Below are 15,972 nucleotides of genomic sequence, written 5' to 3'. Positions count from 1 at the left end.
CGGCACCGTGAGAGGCTGGGGCGGCATGGACTGGGTGCGGGCGAACATCCGATGGGGAGCACGGCTGGCGCTGATCGCGCTGGCTCTGCAATTCGCCCTGTCGTTCGGCCATGTCCACAGCCTGGAGCGGACGGCAGCGGCGCTCACCGAGCTCGCCGCAACCGAGATCGCCGTCGCCAACGGCCCGGCCGAGCCGGATTCCGATCATCATCCCGGCGCCGCCGACCTCTGCGCGATCTGCGCGGTGGTATCGATGGCGAGCACCGCGCTGGCCGCAACGCCCCCGGCGCTGCCGCCGCAACAGGCCCATACCTTCCACTTCCGCCTCGCCGTGCTCGACGATGCCGAGCCGTCGCCGCCGCCCGGCGCGTTTCAGCCGCGCGCGCCCCCTTTGTCCTGACCGCCGATCTCCTGTGAACATCGCGCCGAGCCGATCTGCGGCGCGTGGACCAACGTGATCGATCTGCATCGCCGCAGATCCCGGCTCCGCTGCGAGCCGGCAGTCAGGACAGAACCATGTCATCTCGCCTCAAGACCGGGCTGCTGCTCGGCACCGCAACGCTCGCCGCGTGCAGCGCCGGCGCCCCAAGCGCACGCGCGCAAACCGCTTTGCCCGAAGTCACCGTCACCGCGCCGAGCCCGATTCAGCGCCGCCATCACACCGAGGCCAAGCCGCGCCCGGCGCCTCGCGTCGCCACCACGACCCGTCAGCGCGGCGCTGCCCCGGTGGAGACGCCCCCGGTGGCGCAAGTCGCCCCGGCACCGCTGCCCGGCACCCTGCCGATCGTCACCGACCAGTTCGCCACCGTCACGGTGGTGCCGAACGAGGAGATCCGCCGCAGCGGCGGCGGCACGCTCGGCGACCTGCTCGGCAACAAGCCCGGCATCAGCGCGTCTCAATACGCGCCCGGCGGCGCCAGCCGGCCGATCATCCGCGGCCTCGATGTCAACCGCGTCAGCATCGTCGAGAACGGCATCGGCAGCAACGGCGCCTCCGACCTCGGCGAAGACCACTTCGTGCCGGTCGATCCGCTGTCCACCAATCAGATCGAAGTGATCCGCGGCCCGGCGACGCTGCGCTACGGCTCGACCGCGATCGGCGGCGTGGTCAGCGCCACCAACAACCGGATTCCCGACGCACTGCCGCCCTGCGCGCAGCCGTTCCAGAGCTACGGCCTGCCGGCCAAGGCGCCGACCCTGATCGGCGGCGCCGGCTGCATGAACGGCGAAGTGCGCAGCGCCGTGAGCTCGGTCGATCGCGGCGTCGAAGGCGCGGTGCTGCTCGATGCCGGCGGCAACAACGTCGCGGTCCATGCCGACGTCTATGGCCGCAACGCCGGCGACTACAACGTGCCGAGCTATCCCTATGCGGCACCGGGCATGCCGTTCAACGGCCGCCAGCCCAACTCGGCCGCGACTGCGGCGGGCGCTTCGGTCGGCGGTTCGTATCTGTTCGACGGCGGCTTCATCGGCGCGTCGATCACCCAGAACAACTCGATCTATCGCATTCCCGGTGTCGAGGGGTCGCAGGTCGGCACCCGGATCGACGCCAAGCAGACCAAGTTCAGCGCCAAGGGCGAATATCGCCCGGATGCGGCGGCGATCGACGCGATCCGGTTCTGGGTCGGCGCCACCGACTACAAGCACAACGAGGTCGGTCAGGCGACGGCCGGCGATCCGACCACCGATGGCGTCCGCCAGACCTTCACCAATCGCGAGCAGGAAGGTCGGCTCGAGGTGCAACTGGCGCCGTTCAATGCCGGCTTCGCGGCGGTCACCACCGCGGTCGGCGTGCAGGCCGGACATCAGGAACTGACCGCACCGAGCCCCGACGATCCGGGCAGCCCGCTGAACGGCCTGTTCGATCCGAACAAGAACACCAAAGTGGCCGGCTACGTGTTCAACGAGCTGCAGTTCACCAACACCACCAAGGCGCAGGTCGCCGGCCGCATCGAGCACGTCGAACTGTCCGGCTCCACGCCGGCGTTCGTGCCCGAGATCTTCGACCTCAATGCCGACCCGAACGCGATCGGTCCGGCAACGCAGCGTAATCTGTCGTTCACCCCGAAGAGCCTGAGCCTCGGCCTGATTCAGGCACTGCCGTGGGGCCTGTCCGCCAGCATCACCGGGCAGTACACCGAGCGCGCCCCGAAGCCGGCCGAGCTGTTCTCGCGCGGCGGCCACGACGCCACCGCGACCTTCGACATCGGCAATCCGAACCTGAAGATCGAGACCGCCAAATCGGTCGAGGTCGGGCTGCGCCGCGCCGAAGGTCCGTTCCGGTTCGAGATCACCGCCTACTACACCCAGTTCAGCGGCTTCATCTATCGCCGCCTGACCGGCAATACCTGCGAGGAGGTGGAGTGCGGCGCCGGCGCCGGACTGGAATTGAACCAGGCGATCTACTCGCAGCGTGACGCCACCTTCAAGGGCGGCGAATTCCAGAGCCAGCTCGACGTCGCTCAGATCTATGGCGGCACCTTCGGTATCGAGAACCAGTTCGACATCGTGCGGGCGACCTTCGCGGACGGCACCAACGTGCCGCGGATTCCGCCGATGCGCGTCGGCGGCGGCCTGTACTGGCGCGACGCCAATTGGCTGATGAAGGTCAACCTGCTGCACGCCTTCGCGCAGAACGACGTCGCCCCGATCGCCGAGACCACGACGCCGGGCTACAACCTTCTGAAAGCCGAAGTCAGCTATCGCACCAAGCTCGACCCCAATGTCTGGGGCGCGCGCGAAATGCTGGTCGGCCTGATCGGCAACAACCTGCTCAACGAGGACATCCGTATCGCGACCTCTTACAGCAAGGACAACGTGCTGATGCCCGGCATCGGCGTCCGGGCGTTTGCGAACGTGAAGTTCTGATCTAGCGACGTCATTCCGGGCCGCTCACGTAGTGAGCGAACCCGGAATCCAGAAGTTCTGGCAAAGAGAGATTCCGGGTTCGCGAGCTTCGCTCGCGCCCCGGAATGACGAAGAGAAAAGCCGGCACGCGAGCGAAAACACGCCGCCGGGCTCGGATGAACCATGAACTGGGTGCGGACGCATATTCGTCTCGGAACGCGGCTGGCGCTGATCGCGCTGGCGCTGCACTTCGTCTTGGCATTCGGGCACTTCCACCGGATCGTCACCCAGTCGGCGGTGCTCGCGCTCACCGCGCCCGATCCGGCGACGCCGGACACCGATCCTCACTCCGACGATCCCGACGCCTGCACGATCTGCGCCGTCATGGCGATGGCCGACGCAATGCTCGGCGCCTCGCCGCCGTCGTTGCCGCAGCGCCAGGCCGTCGCGTTCGCGCACAGCGTGCCGGATCTGGCCCTGATCCGCTCGGCCAGCATCCGCACCGCCTTCAATCCCCGCGCGCCTCCCGCCGGCTGAGATCGCTATCCCCGAAACCAGAGCTCGCCCTTCGCGGAACGAGCTCGACCGATATCAGCCAAGCCCGCCGGCCACCGGCGGCAAGCCAGCGTTCCCGACATCCACGGGCGACGATCAGCGTCGCCGGATGAGCGCGCGCATGGCTTCGAGGAGAGTCCCATGCTGTCCCACATCAAGCGAAGCCTGTTGGCTTCGAGCGCAGCGTCGCTGCTGTTGCTCGCACTCAGTTCGCCCGGCCTCGCGCAGAGCACCGCGCCGGCCGCGCGGGGCACGACGCCGCTTCCCGAAATCGACGTCATCCAGCCGCAGCGCGCGCCTCATCCGGCGCGGCGCCCGAAGACCCGGACCGCAGCGCGTGCACGCCGGGGCGCAGCGACGCGACCACCGAAACAGAACGCCCAGACCGCCGCGCAGATGGCAGCCCAGGCCGTCGCGGCCAAACATGCCGGCTTCGATGCCGCGCGGCAGGCGATCTTCAAGCCGAACGGCGCCAGTGCCTTCGACGTCAACCACGAGGCGATCTTGGCGCTGCCGCAGGGCGCTAACGCCACGCTGGACAAGGTGCTGCTACAAGCGCCTGGCGTGTCGCAAGATTCAGCCGCCAGCGGCGATCTGCACGTCCGCAACGAGCACGCCAATGTGCAGTACCGGATCAACGGCATCGCTTTGCCGGACGGCGTCAGCGGCTTCGGCCAGATGCTGGATACGTCGCTGGTCGGACGCTTGACGCTGCTGACCGGCGCGCTGCCGGCACAATACGGACTGCGCACCGCCGGCGTCGTCGATATCACCACGCGCACCGACGCGTTCAACAACAGCGGCACCGTCAGCGTCTATGGCGGCAGCCGCCAGACCATCACGCCGAGCATCGAATATGGTGGCACGGCTGGCAACACGCAGTATTTCGTCTCCGGCCGCTACTTCGGGACGGGGCTCGGTCTCGAGAACCCGACGTCTTCGCCGAGCGCGATCCACGACGACTCCCAGCAGGGCAAAGGCTTCGCTTATCTGTCCACCGTGATCGACGACACGACGCGGCTGACCTTCATCGGCGGCGCCTCGGCCAACAACTACCAGATCCCCAACAATCCGGGCCAGACACCCGGCTTCACCGCATTCGGCGTGTCGAATTTCGACTCGGCGCTGCTCAACGAAAATCAGCGCGAGCGAAACGGCTTCGGTGTTCTGGCCCTGCAGAAATCGGTCAACGGGCTCGACCTGCAGCTCTCGGCGTTCTCGCGCTACAGCGCATTGCACTTCACCCCCGACACGGTCGGCGATCTGGTGTTCAACGGCGTCGCCTCCGACGTCTATCGACGCAGCGTCGCCAGCGGCATCCAGGCCGACGGCTCCTACCGCCTCAGCGACGCCCACACGCTGCGCGGCGGCTTCCAGGTGACGGCCGAACAGAGCCGGGTGACGAACTCATCGGTCGTGCTGCCGCTCGACGCCGGCGGCAACCCGGTCGACGCCCCGTTCGGTATCGTCGATTCCAGCAGCAAGCTCGGCTGGCTGTTCAGCACCTATCTGCAGGACGAATGGCGGGTCACCAACACCGTGACGCTGAATTCCGGCCTGCGGTTCGACCAGATGGCCGAATACACCAGCGCCAACCAGCTCAGTCCGCGCATCAGCCTCACCTGGAAGCCGTTCGAGGGCACCACCTTCCACGCCGGCTACTCGCGCAACTTCACGCCGCCCGCGCAGGTGCTGGCGGCGCCGACCAATCTGGCGCTGGTCGGGAATACGACGCTGCAGCCCGCCGTCAACGCCAACAGCCCGGTACTGCCGGAGCGGTCGAACGTGTTCGACGTCGGCGTCACGCAGCGACTGCTCCCCGGCCTCGAAGTCGGGATCGATACCTACTACAAAACCGCCCGCGACCTGCTCGACGACGGCCAGTTCGGTGCCGCCTATGTGCTGTCGGCGTTCAACTACGACCGCGCGGAGAATGCCGGCGTCGAATTCAAGGGGTCCTACACCAACGGCAATTTCCGCATCTACGGCAATCTCGCGCTGGCGCGGCAGATCGCCACGACCGTGGTGTCGAACCAGTATCTGTTCGATCCGGACGAGCTCGCCTACATCGCGAACCACTACATCTACACCGACCACGCTCAGTTGGTGACGGCGTCAGCCGGCGCATCGTATCGCTGGCACGACACCAATTTCAGCGCATCGATGATCTACGGCAGCGGCCTGCGCTCGGGCTTTGCCAATATCGGAGCGCTGCCGGCCTACACCCAGGTCAATCTCGGCCTGTCGCACGACTTCTATCTGGCGAGTGCGACCAAGCCGACCACGGTGCGGTTCGACGTCGTCAACCTGTTCGACAGCGTGTACGAAATCCGCGACGGTTCGGGGATCGGCGTGTTCGCGCCGCAATACGGGCCGCGCCGCGGCTTCTATGTCGGTGTCGCGCAGAAGTTCTGAAGCTGCAGCCGAAACAGCAAGGCGCGTCAGCGCGCCTTGCTCCAATCCGGACGGATCGCACCGCCGACGCCTTCGAAGGCACCGTCGGCCAGTTCGAGCACCAACAGGCGGGCGGCATCGACCGGACCGGGCATCGTGACCCGGCCCTTCGGAATCTTCTTGAAGCCGACCCGGCCATAATACGGCTCGTCGCCCACCAGCATGATCAGCTTGTGGCCTTGGGCACGGGCATCCGAAATCGCACGGTCGAGCAGCAGCCGTCCGACGCCGCGCGAGCGGAACGGCGGCTCCACCGTCAGCGGGCCGAGCAGCAAAGCCGGCGTCTCGCCGATCATGATCGGCAACTGCCGGACGGAGCCGACCAGCAAGGTGCCGATCCAGGCGGTGAACGACAATTCGGCGAGGTGGTCGACGTGCTCGCGCAGCCGATAGGCGCTGAGCACGAAGCGACCGGGCCCGAAGGTACGCTCGTGCAACCGCTCGATGGCGTGCGCGTGGTTCGGAGACTCGGGCAGGATGGTGAGATCGAGATCAGTCATGGCGGACGCGCAATAGCATCGCGTCCGCACCAGGTCCATCGCCGCCGGGTTAGACCCGATCGGCCGCTGCGGCCGCGGCCGCACTGTACGAGGACCCGTTGTCGCTCTCGGGCGCCTGCGCGACCTCGACCGCATCCGCCGACTTCGGCACCACCACCCCCTTGTCGCGGGCGACATAGACCGTCTGCGACGGGAAGGCGAAGCCGCTGCCGGCCTCATCGACCAGTTCCATGATGCGCAGGAACAGCTCCTCCTGCACTTCCAGGAATTCGTCCATGTTTACGGCGTGGACGTAGGAGAAGATCTCGACCCTGAGCGAGATCGCGCCGAGCGCGATAAACCGAACCCGCGCCGGATCGTTGTCGACCTTGGGATGATCGAGCAGCAATTGCCGGATCGAAGCCGTCAGCGCGCGGATCTGAGCCGGCGTGGTCTCGTAGCGCAGGTCGAGAACCGGGTGAAACCAGAACTTGTCGCGGCGGCTGTAGTTTTCGATCTGCACCGCGGCGAGTTGGCCGTTCGGCACCGTGACGACGGTACGGTCGAGGGTGCGAATCCGAGTCGAGCGCATCCCGATGTCTTCGATGGTGCCCATCGTCTCGCCGAATTTGCAGAAATCCCCGACCCGCATCGGCTGGTCGGTGACCAGCGTCAGGCTGCCGACCAGATGCTCGATGGTCTTCTGCGCACCGAGAGCGATCGCGATACCGCCGATACCGAGAGCGGCGAGGCCCGCGGTGACGTTGTAGCCCAGCGAGTTGAGGCCGGCGATCAACGCGAAAGCGATCAGCGCGAATTTGACGGCGCGACGGATGAAGTTCACCGCCGACAGCATCGACAGCCGGCCGCGCAGGGTCATGCGGTCGATCGCGAACGCCGCGAGCGCGTCGACGATCCGCCAGACGATCCACGACAGCGCCATCCAGCCGAGCACCTCGGTGACGCTGTTCATGTGCTGCCGCGCCACGATCGCGACACCGGCCAGCACCATCGCGACGCGAAGCATCCAGGCGGCCAGGAACAGCCGGATCGGCATCGCGGAAGCTTCGAGCACACGGCGAATGCGGGAATCCCTGCTGTCCCGGAAGCGGAACAGCACCCACCACAGCGCCCCGGTGATCAACCAGACCACGGCGTAGGACAGGAACGCCAGCACGACCACCGCAACCCAGTGTCCGATCGGGACGCCGGCGAAGCGATATTCGTCACGCAGCGCGTAGGGCAGCAGCTTGTCGACCCAGCTCGACACCACGGTGCGCGACAGGTCCGGCAGGTCGGCGACGGTGCGCGGCGACACCAGCCAGATCTTGACCCCGTCCTTGTTTGTCACCCGATGCGCGAGCAGATCGACGCTGCCGTGATCGGTCCGGACCAGGCCGAACTTCTCCTGGTCGAGCGCCAGGCCATCGTCCTGGTCGCCGGCCGGATCGTCGCTCAGCCGCAGCCGGGAAAACACCACACCGCCGCGATCAAGGATGCGCTGCAGTTGCTGCGCGACGCTCGGCCCCCAGGCGTTCTTCTCCTGCGTCAGATCGAGATATTGCGCGGCCTTGTCATAGTTCTGCTCGGCCGCCGCCCCGATGAAGCCTGCGACCATGCCGGCCGGCGTCTCGCGGCCGAGCGGATCGGTCGGCGGCGCCGGCTGCGCGGGAGCCGCACCGTTGCCATTGGTGCCGGGGATCTGAGCAAAGGCGGAACTCGCGACCAGCATCGTCGCGACGACGATCAGGCTTCGAAACAGCGCGCGGACAGATGACGTCAAAATCGCTCCTCTTGAACGGACAGGCGCGGAATCGGAACGAATCGTCCCTGGGCTCCGCCGTCTCCGGCGGCGCTCATGATCCCGGCGCAAAAGTGCTTCGGCCCCGCCGATAGCGACGAAATGGGCCATCTCTATGGTCTCGCGCACGTTGTGCTGCGGTTGCGCCACCAGCATCACGCGGGAACAGAGTGGTCAAGTTCGGGAAGGCGCCAACCGCTTTGGCGAAATTTACCGCCAGGTGGCACTCGGAGGCCGCCCCTCCAGCACTTCGGCGATCCGCTGCCGGGTGCCGGGCGAGGTCTCGGCCGGCAGTGCGTCGGCGGCAAAAAAGCCGGAGGCGATGATCTCGCGGTTCGGCTCCGGCGGCCTGTCCTGCTGGTATTTTCGAACCACATAGACCGCGACGTGATCGCGGGGCGACGCATGGCTGTTGAAGAAGACGCCGTGCAGCACCGGGGCCCCCGTCAGCGCGATCCGCCCCTCCTCCATCAGCTCGCGGGCCAGCGCATCGACGAAGCTCTCGCCGACTTCGACCCCACCGCCCGGCAGATGCCAGCCGACCACATAGGAATGCTGGATCAGGAACACCCGGTTCTGAGCGTCCAGCACCACGCCGCGCGCGCCCAGCGTCATGCCGCGGGCGAATCGCCAATACAGATGAAACATCCGGGTCAGGACCGGCTCGAACTTCAGCCGCAGCTTCTGAACAGCAGTCACCGCCGGACGCCCCTCGCGCAAAGGCGCAGCCCGAGGGTTGCGCCGGTCCGGCCAACTTGCCAAAACCACAGGCGTTTTCACAGCCGGGAGTTCGCGACCGGCCGGCATGCCCCTCGCGACCGGATCGTGCGATGACCGTGTTCACCCTGGCGCATCTCTCCGACCCGCATTTGCCGCTGCCGCCGAAGACCGGCCTGCGGCATCTCGCCTCCAAACGCGCGTTCGGCTACCTGAACTGGCGGCGCAACCGCCATCTGATCCATCGCCGCGACACGCTCGACGCGCTGGTGGCCGACCTGCAGGCGCGGCAGCCCGACCACATCGCCGTCACCGGTGACCTGATGAATATCGCACTGGCGAACGAATTCGCCCCGGCGCGGCAATGGCTGGAGAGCGTCGGATCGGCCGACCGGGTCAGCCTGGTGCCTGGCAATCACGACGCCTACGTCCGCTCCACCGCGCACCGCTTCGCCGAGACCTTTCCGGACTACATCAGCGGGGACGACGGCCTGCCCGGCTTTCCCTATCTGCGCCGGCGCGAGGGAATCGCCATCATCGGGGTGTCGAGCGCGGTGCCGACCGCGCCGCTCCGGGCGACCGGGCGGCTCGGCGCCACGCAGCGCGCGGCGCTGGAAACATTGCTGCAGAGCTTGTCCGGCGAGCGCGCGTTCAAGGTGCTGCTGATTCATCACCCGCTGCTGTCGCGCGCACGGCACAAGCGGCTGACCGATTCGGCCGAGCTGATCGCCCTGCTGCAGCGCCACCCGGTCGATCTGGTGCTGCACGGCCACGACCACGTCCACGCCACGATCCGGATCGAGACGCCGTCCGGCGCGATCCCGGTGGTCGGCGTGCCGTCAGCCTCGGCGATGAACGACAGCCACCGCCCATCCGCGGCCTACAACCTGTTCGCGATCAGCGAAGGCAACAACGGCTGGCGCTGCGAACACCGGGTCCGCGGTTTCCACGACAGCGAAGAGATCGTCGAGTTGCGATCGCCCGAGTGGCTGTAGCCACGTCACCCCGCTCTCCACGTCATTGCTTCGTCGCTTCGCTCCTCGCAATGAGCGGGGGGAGGCGGGAGTTCGTCATGACCGGGAGATGCGGTGCCAATGACGCCGCGCAGGGTCAGGATATCCGCAACGCTGCGAACAGCGCGAGCGCAAACAGCGCCAACGCGCCGGCGACAAAGCCGAGCACGAAGGTCAACAGCCTGCTGCGTCGCGGCGGCGCCGGTGGCAGCGGAGTGACCTGGGCCGGCGGCAATGACAGCGCCCGCTCGCGCTCGACCAGCCGGCGGGCGACATAGCCGGTCACGGCATCGACGATCTTCGCCGGGTCGTGGGATTCGGCCTGCACGATTCGGCCATAGGCGGTGTCCTGGACGAAGCGGTAGATCCGCTTGTCGCGACCCATCACCACATGCGCAACGACGTCGATCCACAGCCGAGGCGTGTCGCCCTGGCTGATGCCGCGGTCGAACAAGTCGACGCCGGGCGGGATCTCGGAAAACAGCGGATCGAGCGCTTCATTGAGGATTTCGAGCCGCGCGAGCTCGGCATCGCGCAGGTCGACCACTACGCCGGTACGGTCGGCGGCCTCGATCCGGGCCTGCCGCAACGCATCCTTCAGCCGCATCGATCGCGCTGCCGTGCTTCCGGAGATCTGAGCGTCCGCCATTCCCGACTTCAGCCTTGTGCTGCCTGACCCCGCCGGCCGTTAACTTACCAGTAACCCTATCGTCGCGAAAGCCGGTTGCCGATCAATCAGTTGCCCGTCCACCGCGGCGCAGCGAGCCGCCCGCGAGAGTCGCCTTTTACCTCCCCCGAATCGGGCCGCCAAAACGACGATGGCGGCCCTGCCGGGTTGCCCCGACAAGACCGCCAAAGTCCTTGGACGTCTTCTATTTCGTCAGAAGTCGATCGTCAGCTCGCCGAGCGGCGCGTGCGCCGCTGCGGCTCTGGAACGGATCACGCCGGAGTGACGGCCCGGTTCGGCTCTTCCACGATCGAGAACCGAACGCCTGCGCGATGGCGATTCTCCTCGGAAAGGACCTTCCAGGCCTCTTCGGCCTCCTTGCGCGTCTTGAAGGGACCCTTCACCTGGGCCGACCCTTCGACGAGCTTGTGGAAGTTCATCGAGCCGAACTCGCCACCAATCACCCAGAAGTTGCTGCCCGCTGTCATGGTCCTTCTCCTACTGCTGTTCCGTTAGCTGAACTGGTTCATCGTGTTGTGGGCTCCGCCGGCCTTCAGAGCGGCCTCGCCAGCGAAGTATTCCTTGTGGTCGTCGCCGATGTCCGAACCGGCCATGTTCTGGTGCTTCACGCAGGCGATGCCCTGACGGATCTCCTGGCGCTGCACGTTCTTAACATAACCCAGCATGCCCTGGTCGCCGAAATACTCCCTCGCGAGATTGTCGGTCGACAGCGCCGCCGTATGGTAGGTCGGCAACGTGATCAGATGATGGAAGATGCCGGCGCGCTTGGCCGCATCCGCCTGGAAGGTGCGGATCCGCGCATCGGCTTCGATCGCCAGCGGGGTTTCGTCGTATTCCGCCTTCATCAGCTCGGCACGGTTGTACTTGCTGACGTCCTTCCCCTCGTCCTTCCAGGCATCGTAAACCTGCCAGCGGAAGTTGAGCGTCCAGTTGAACGACGGCGAGTTGTTGTAGGCGAGCTTGGCGTTCGGCACGACCTCACGGATGCGGTCGACCATCGAGGCGATCTGCTCGATGTGCGGCTTTTCGGTCTCGATCCACAGCAGGTCGGCGCCGTTCTGCAGCGAGGTGATGCAGTCGAGCACGCAGCGGTCCGCGCCGGTGCCCGGACGGAACTGGTACAGGTTGCTGGGCAGGCGCTTCGGCCGCAGCAGCTTGCCGTTGCGGCTGATGATCACGTCGCCGTTGCCGACCTTGCTGGCATCGACTTCCTCGCAATCCAGGAAGCTGTTGTACTGGTCGCCGATGTCGCCCGGCTGGTGGCTGACGGCGATCTGCTGGGTCAGGCCGGCGCCGAGCGAGTCGGTGCGGGTGACGATGATGCCGTCTTCCACGCCCATCTCGAGGAAGGCGTGACGGATCGCACGGACCTTGGCGATGAAGACGTCGTGCGGAACGGTGACCTTGCCGTCCTGGTGGCCGCACTGCTTCTCGTCCGAGACCTGATTCTCGATCTGCAGCGCGCAGGCGCCAGCCTCGATCATCTTCTTGGCGAGCAGATAGGTCGCTTCGGCGTTACCGAAACCGGCGTCGATGTCGGCGATGATCGGCACGACGTGGGTCTGGAAGTTGTCGATCTTCTCGATCAGCGCCGCTTCCTTGGCCTTGTCGCCGTCCTTGCGGGCGGCATCGAGCTGACGGAAGATGTCGTTGAGCTCGCGGGAATCCGCCTGGCGCAGGAAGGTGTAGATCTCTTCGATCAGCGCCGGCACCGAGGTCTTCTCGTGCATCGACTGGTCCGGCAGCGGGCCGAACTCGGAGCGCAGCGCCGCGACCATCCAGCCCGACAGGTAGATGTAGCGCCGATCGGTCTTGCCGCCGCCGTGCTTCTTGATCGAGATCAGCTTCTGCTGGGCGACGAAACCGTGCCAGCAGCCGAGCGACTGGGTGAACTTGGTCGGGTCGGCATCATAGGCCGCCATGTCGGCGCGCATCACCGCCGCGGTGTAACGCGCGATGTCCAGGCCGGTCTTGAAACGATTCTGCAGCCGCATGCGGGCCACGGCCTCGGCGGTGACGCCGGTCCAGGTGGTCTTGTCCTTGAGCAAGGCTTCGGCCGCTTCGATTTCGCTCTTGTAAGTGGCGGGTCCTTGGATGGCCAAGTCGCTGATCCCACGGGGCTGGAAGTTCATGTCGATGATCCCTTCGGTACGAACAATTCTCAACGCAACATTCGTGACATCGCGCTGCGAAACGTGCCGGGAGATAAACGCGAGATTGCAGAAGACGTACAGTGGTCTTGCGAACGAATGGTGATGTCATGTAACATCAGTACATGTAACAATTGTCACTTTGTAAATTTTGTAAAAACCGGGTAGCTGGGGCGGAATCTGAAAGGACCCTGAAATGGCGGCCGATTCCGGCAAGAAACTGTTCGTTGGCCCCCGATTCCGCCGAATCCGGCAGCAGCTCGGGTTGTCACAGACCCAGATCGCCGAAGGTTTGGGCATTTCTCCGAGCTACGTCAACCTGATCGAGCGCAACCAGCGCCCGGTGACGGCTCAGATTCTGCTCCGACTGGCCGAGACCTACGATCTCGACCTGCGCGACCTCGCCACCGCCGACGAAGACCGGTTCTTCGCCGAGCTGAACGAGATCTTCTCGGATCCGCTGTTCCGCCAGATCGACCTGCCGAAGCAGGAGCTGCGCGACCTCGCCGAGCTGTGCCCCGGCGTCACCCATTCGCTGCAGCGGCTGTACGCCGCCTATACCGAGGCGCGCCGCGGCGAGACCATGGTGGCGGCGCAGATGGCCGACCGCGAGGCGATCCGCTACGAGGCCAACCCGATCGAGCGCATCCGCGACCTGATCGAGGCCAACCGCAATTACTTCCCCGAGCTGGAGCAGGCCGCCGAGGCGGTCCGCGACGAGCTGAACATCGGCTCGCAGGAGATGTACGGCGCGCTGACCGACCGGCTGCGCGAGCGCCACTCGATTACCACCCGGATCATGCCGGTCGACGTGATGCGCGAGACGCTGCGCCGGTTCGACCGTCACCGCCGGCAACTCTTGATCTCCGAACTGATCGACGGCCCCGGCCGGGCCTTCCAGGTCGCGTTCCAAACCGGCCTGACCGAACACGGCGGGGTGATCGATGCGATCGTGCATCGCGCCGGCGGACTCGAGGACCAGGCGCGGCGGCTGTACCGCATCACGCTCGGCAATTACTTCGCCGCCGCCGTGATGATGCCCTACGCGGTATTCCACGCCGCCGCCGAACAGCTCTCTTACGACGTCAATGTGCTGGCGCAGCGCTTCAACGCGGGCTTCGAACAGGTCTGCCACCGCCTCACCACACTGCAGCGGCCGAACGCGCGCGGCGTGCCGTTCTTCCTGCTGCGGGTCGACAACGCCGGCAACGTCTCCAAGCGGTTCTCGTCAGGCACCTTCCCGTTCTCGAAGTTCGGCGGCACCTGCCCGCTGTGGAACGTGCACTCGACCTTCGATACGCCGGACCGGCTGCTGAGACAGGTGATCGAACTGCCCGACGGCAGCCGCTACTTCTCGATCGCCCAAATGGTCCGCCGCCCGATCGCCCCACACCCGCAGCCACAACCGCGTTTCGCGATCGGCCTGGGCTGCGAAATCCGCCACGCCTCGAAACTGATCTACGCCGCCGGTATGGACCTGGAGAAAGCCGAAGGCACCCCGATCGGCGTCAACTGCCGCCTGTGCGAGCGCGAACACTGCAGCCAACGTGCCGAGCCGCCGATCACAAGAACGCTGATCCTCGATGAGAACACGAGAAGGGCGAGTAGCTTCGCGTTTAGCAACGCGCGGGAGCTGTGAGTCGCCGCACAGCCATCGCCAGCTCCGCACACGACACTCTCCACGTCATTGCGAGCGAAGCGAAGCAATCCAGGCCCAGCGCACGGCTCTGGATTGCTTCGTCGCTTCGCTCCTCGCAATGACGGAAGATAACGTTTGGACGTGGCCGCCCGACCATGGAACGTCGCCGTTGCCGGGCTTGACCCGGCAACCCATCCCGCCAAGACTCCTCCTCTGATTTGATGGATCGCCGGGTCGAAGCCCGGCGATGACGTTTGGGAGACGGAAATGCGGCGGCTCAAGGCGACGGCGAGACACTTGCGGACTTCCGTTGGCGCGATGGCCACGGTCGTAGCTATCGCGGCGGCCGCCTCTCTCAGCGCCTCCCCCGCCCTCGCCCAGCGCGGCGCCTCGTGTCATGGCGGGCAGAGCTTTCCGCAGTTCCTCGCGGGCCTGAAACAGAAAGCCGTTGCAGCCGGGGTGTCGCAAGGCGCGATCGCCGAGGCGTCGCCGTATCTCGTGTACGACCAGGGCATCGTCAATCGCGACCGCGGGCAGCGGGTGTTCGGGCAGATCTTCACGGTGTTCGCCGGACGGATGGCCTCCGAAGGCCGCCGCGTCAAAGGCCAGCAACTGATCAAGAAATACGCGGGCGCGTTCGCGCGGGCCGAAAAGGAATATGGCGTGCCGCCGGCGGTGATCGCCGCGTTCTGGGCGCTGGAGAGCGATTTTGGCGCAGTGCAGGGCAATCTCTCCACGCTGCGCTCGCTGGTGTCGCTGGCCTATGACTGCCGGCGCTCCGAGATGTTCCAGGACGAGACCATTGCGGCGCTGAAGATCATCGACCGCGGCGACCTGACGCCGGGCGAGATGATCGGCTCGTGGGCCGGCGAGCTCGGCCAGACCCAGTTCCTGCCGCGGCATTATTTCGACTACGCGGTCGACTACGACGGCGACGGCCACCGCGACCTGCTGCACAGCGCGCCCGACGTGATCGGCTCGACTGCGCACTACATCGCCACCGGGCTGAAGTGGCGGCGCGGCGAGCCGTGGCTGCAGGAGGTGCGGGTACCGGAAAACCTGCCGTGGGATCAGGCGGATCTCACCGTGAAGCATCCGCGCACGCAATGGGCGCAGTGGGGCGTGACCGCGGCTGACGGCCGGCCGCTGCAAAGCGACGCACTGCCGGCATCGCTGCTATTGCCGATGGGGCGCCACGGCCCAGCCTTCCTGGCCTACGCGAACTTCGACGCCTACACCGAGTGGAACAATTCGCTGATCTACGCGACCACAGCCGCTTACCTCGCGACCCGGATCGCCGGCGCGGCGCCGATGCAGAAGCCGCGCGCCGCGGTCGCGCAGTTGTCGTTCAACGAGATGAAGCAGTTGCAGCAGTTGCTGGTGCGTGCCGGCTTCGACGTCGGCAAGGTCGACGGCGTCCTCGGGCAGAACACCCGCAGCGCCGTGAAGGCAATGCAAATCAAATACGGCCTGCCGGCGGATTCCTGGCCGACCGCCGAACTGCTCGCCCGGATGGGCGGCACCGCAGCGGCTCCGTCGGCCGCCGCCGAGCCAGCCACCGAACCACGGCGCGTCAGACGCGCCCGGCCCGCCGCGCCGCCGCAATAGCGAAAAAGTCCGTCCCGCGGC

At 66.4% G+C, this 15,972-nt stretch carries 13 protein-coding genes; 7 read left to right on the top strand and 6 right to left on the bottom strand.

Going from position 1 to position 15,972, the window contains the following annotated elements:
- The first annotated feature begins 7 nt into the window (after nt 1-7).
- The 4 genes from M9H71_RS17335 to M9H71_RS17320 all read left to right on the top strand — a co-directional run bounded on the left by M9H71_RS17335 (nt 8) and on the right by M9H71_RS17320 (nt 5,817).
- Complete coding sequence (locus tag M9H71_RS17335; RefSeq protein ID WP_455406197.1) at nt 8-400, top strand: DUF2946 family protein; 393 nt, start codon at nt 8-10, stop codon at nt 398-400.
- A 116-nt stretch (nt 401-516) separates the two neighbouring features.
- A complete protein-coding gene (locus M9H71_RS17330; protein WP_455406196.1) occupies nt 517-2,868 on the top strand; it encodes a TonB-dependent receptor domain-containing protein in 2,352 nt (783 codons plus the stop codon).
- 162 nt (nt 2,869-3,030) lie between these two features.
- On the top strand, nt 3,031-3,384 hold the full coding sequence (locus tag M9H71_RS17325; RefSeq protein ID WP_455406195.1) for a hypothetical protein: 354 nt from the start codon (nt 3,031-3,033) through the stop codon (nt 3,382-3,384).
- A gap of 159 nt (nt 3,385-3,543) precedes the next feature.
- Nucleotides 3,544-5,817: a TonB-dependent receptor gene (locus M9H71_RS17320; RefSeq protein ID WP_455406194.1), complete on the top strand. Its 2,274-nt coding sequence runs from the start codon at nt 3,544-3,546 to the stop codon at nt 5,815-5,817.
- 26 nt (nt 5,818-5,843) lie between these two features.
- Here M9H71_RS17320 and M9H71_RS17315 read toward each other — a convergent pair whose 3' ends face one another.
- The 3 genes from M9H71_RS17315 to M9H71_RS17305 all read right to left on the bottom strand — a co-directional run bounded on the left by M9H71_RS17315 (nt 5,844) and on the right by M9H71_RS17305 (nt 8,835).
- Nucleotides 5,844-6,356 carry a GNAT family N-acetyltransferase gene (locus M9H71_RS17315; RefSeq protein ID WP_415216895.1) on the bottom strand — a complete coding sequence of 171 codons (513 nt, stop codon included), beginning with the start codon at nt 6,354-6,356 and terminating at the stop codon, nt 5,844-5,846.
- A gap of 49 nt (nt 6,357-6,405) precedes the next feature.
- Complete coding sequence (locus M9H71_RS17310; RefSeq protein WP_455406193.1) at nt 6,406-8,118, bottom strand: mechanosensitive ion channel family protein; 1,713 nt, start codon at nt 8,116-8,118, stop codon at nt 6,406-6,408.
- 228 nt (nt 8,119-8,346) lie between these two features.
- Complete coding sequence (locus M9H71_RS17305) at nt 8,347-8,835, bottom strand: NUDIX domain-containing protein (protein ID WP_455406192.1); 489 nt, start codon at nt 8,833-8,835, stop codon at nt 8,347-8,349.
- Nucleotides 8,836-8,966: 131 nt separating this feature from the next.
- Here M9H71_RS17305 and M9H71_RS17300 point away from each other — a divergent pair, with 131 nt between their 5' ends.
- The gene (locus tag M9H71_RS17300; protein ID WP_455406191.1) at nt 8,967-9,848 is read left to right on the top strand and encodes a metallophosphoesterase family protein; all 882 of its coding nucleotides are present in this window, start codon (nt 8,967-8,969) and stop codon (nt 9,846-9,848) included.
- A 115-nt stretch (nt 9,849-9,963) separates the two neighbouring features.
- Here the strand turns inward: M9H71_RS17300 and M9H71_RS17295 are convergent, their stop codons facing one another.
- The 3 genes from M9H71_RS17295 to M9H71_RS17285 form a co-directional block, all read right to left on the bottom strand.
- Nucleotides 9,964-10,515 (bottom strand): hypothetical protein, encoded by a 552-nt coding sequence (locus M9H71_RS17295; RefSeq protein WP_455406190.1) that lies wholly within the window; start codon nt 10,513-10,515, stop codon nt 9,964-9,966.
- Nucleotides 10,516-10,805: 290 nt separating this feature from the next.
- Nucleotides 10,806-11,021, bottom strand: a complete 216-nt coding sequence (locus M9H71_RS17290; RefSeq protein ID WP_013504258.1) for a DUF4170 domain-containing protein — start codon at nt 11,019-11,021, stop codon at nt 10,806-10,808.
- A gap of 24 nt (nt 11,022-11,045) precedes the next feature.
- Nucleotides 11,046-12,686, bottom strand: a complete 1,641-nt coding sequence (locus tag M9H71_RS17285; protein ID WP_455406189.1) for an isocitrate lyase — start codon at nt 12,684-12,686, stop codon at nt 11,046-11,048.
- A gap of 214 nt (nt 12,687-12,900) precedes the next feature.
- Between M9H71_RS17285 and M9H71_RS17280 the strand changes: the two genes are divergently transcribed.
- Nucleotides 12,901-14,343 (top strand): helix-turn-helix domain-containing protein, encoded by a 1,443-nt coding sequence (locus tag M9H71_RS17280; RefSeq protein ID WP_455406188.1) that lies wholly within the window; start codon nt 12,901-12,903, stop codon nt 14,341-14,343.
- Between the two features lie 318 nt (nt 14,344-14,661).
- On the top strand, nt 14,662-15,951 hold the full coding sequence (locus M9H71_RS17275; protein ID WP_455406240.1) for a lytic murein transglycosylase: 1,290 nt from the start codon (nt 14,662-14,664) through the stop codon (nt 15,949-15,951).
- Nucleotides 15,952-15,972: the final 21 nt, after the last annotated feature.

The organism is Rhodopseudomonas parapalustris (genome assembly GCF_053772255.1).
The sequence above is the reverse complement of the archived record's forward strand: the minus strand, read 5'-3'. Positions and strand labels throughout refer to the sequence as shown.

Coding starts and splice junctions, on each gene's coding strand:
- M9H71_RS17315 (WP_415216895.1), bottom strand. CDS start 6,356: ATGACTGATCTCGATCTCACCATCCTGCCCGAGTCTCCGAACCACGCG.
- M9H71_RS17290 (WP_013504258.1), bottom strand. CDS start 11,021: ATGACAGCGGGCAGCAACTTCTGGGTGATTGGTGGCGAGTTCGGCTCG.
- M9H71_RS17330 (WP_455406196.1), top strand. CDS start 517: ATGTCATCTCGCCTCAAGACCGGGCTGCTGCTCGGCACCGCAACGCTC.
- M9H71_RS17295 (WP_455406190.1), bottom strand. CDS start 10,515: ATGGCGGACGCTCAGATCTCCGGAAGCACGGCAGCGCGATCGATGCGG.
- M9H71_RS17275 (WP_455406240.1), top strand. CDS start 14,662: ATGGCCACGGTCGTAGCTATCGCGGCGGCCGCCTCTCTCAGCGCCTCC.
- M9H71_RS17285 (WP_455406189.1), bottom strand. CDS start 12,686: ATGAACTTCCAGCCCCGTGGGATCAGCGACTTGGCCATCCAAGGACCC.
- M9H71_RS17280 (WP_455406188.1), top strand. CDS start 12,901: ATGGCGGCCGATTCCGGCAAGAAACTGTTCGTTGGCCCCCGATTCCGC.
- M9H71_RS17320 (WP_455406194.1), top strand. CDS start 3,544: ATGCTGTCCCACATCAAGCGAAGCCTGTTGGCTTCGAGCGCAGCGTCG.
- M9H71_RS17325 (WP_455406195.1), top strand. CDS start 3,031: ATGAACTGGGTGCGGACGCATATTCGTCTCGGAACGCGGCTGGCGCTG.
- M9H71_RS17300 (WP_455406191.1), top strand. CDS start 8,967: ATGACCGTGTTCACCCTGGCGCATCTCTCCGACCCGCATTTGCCGCTG.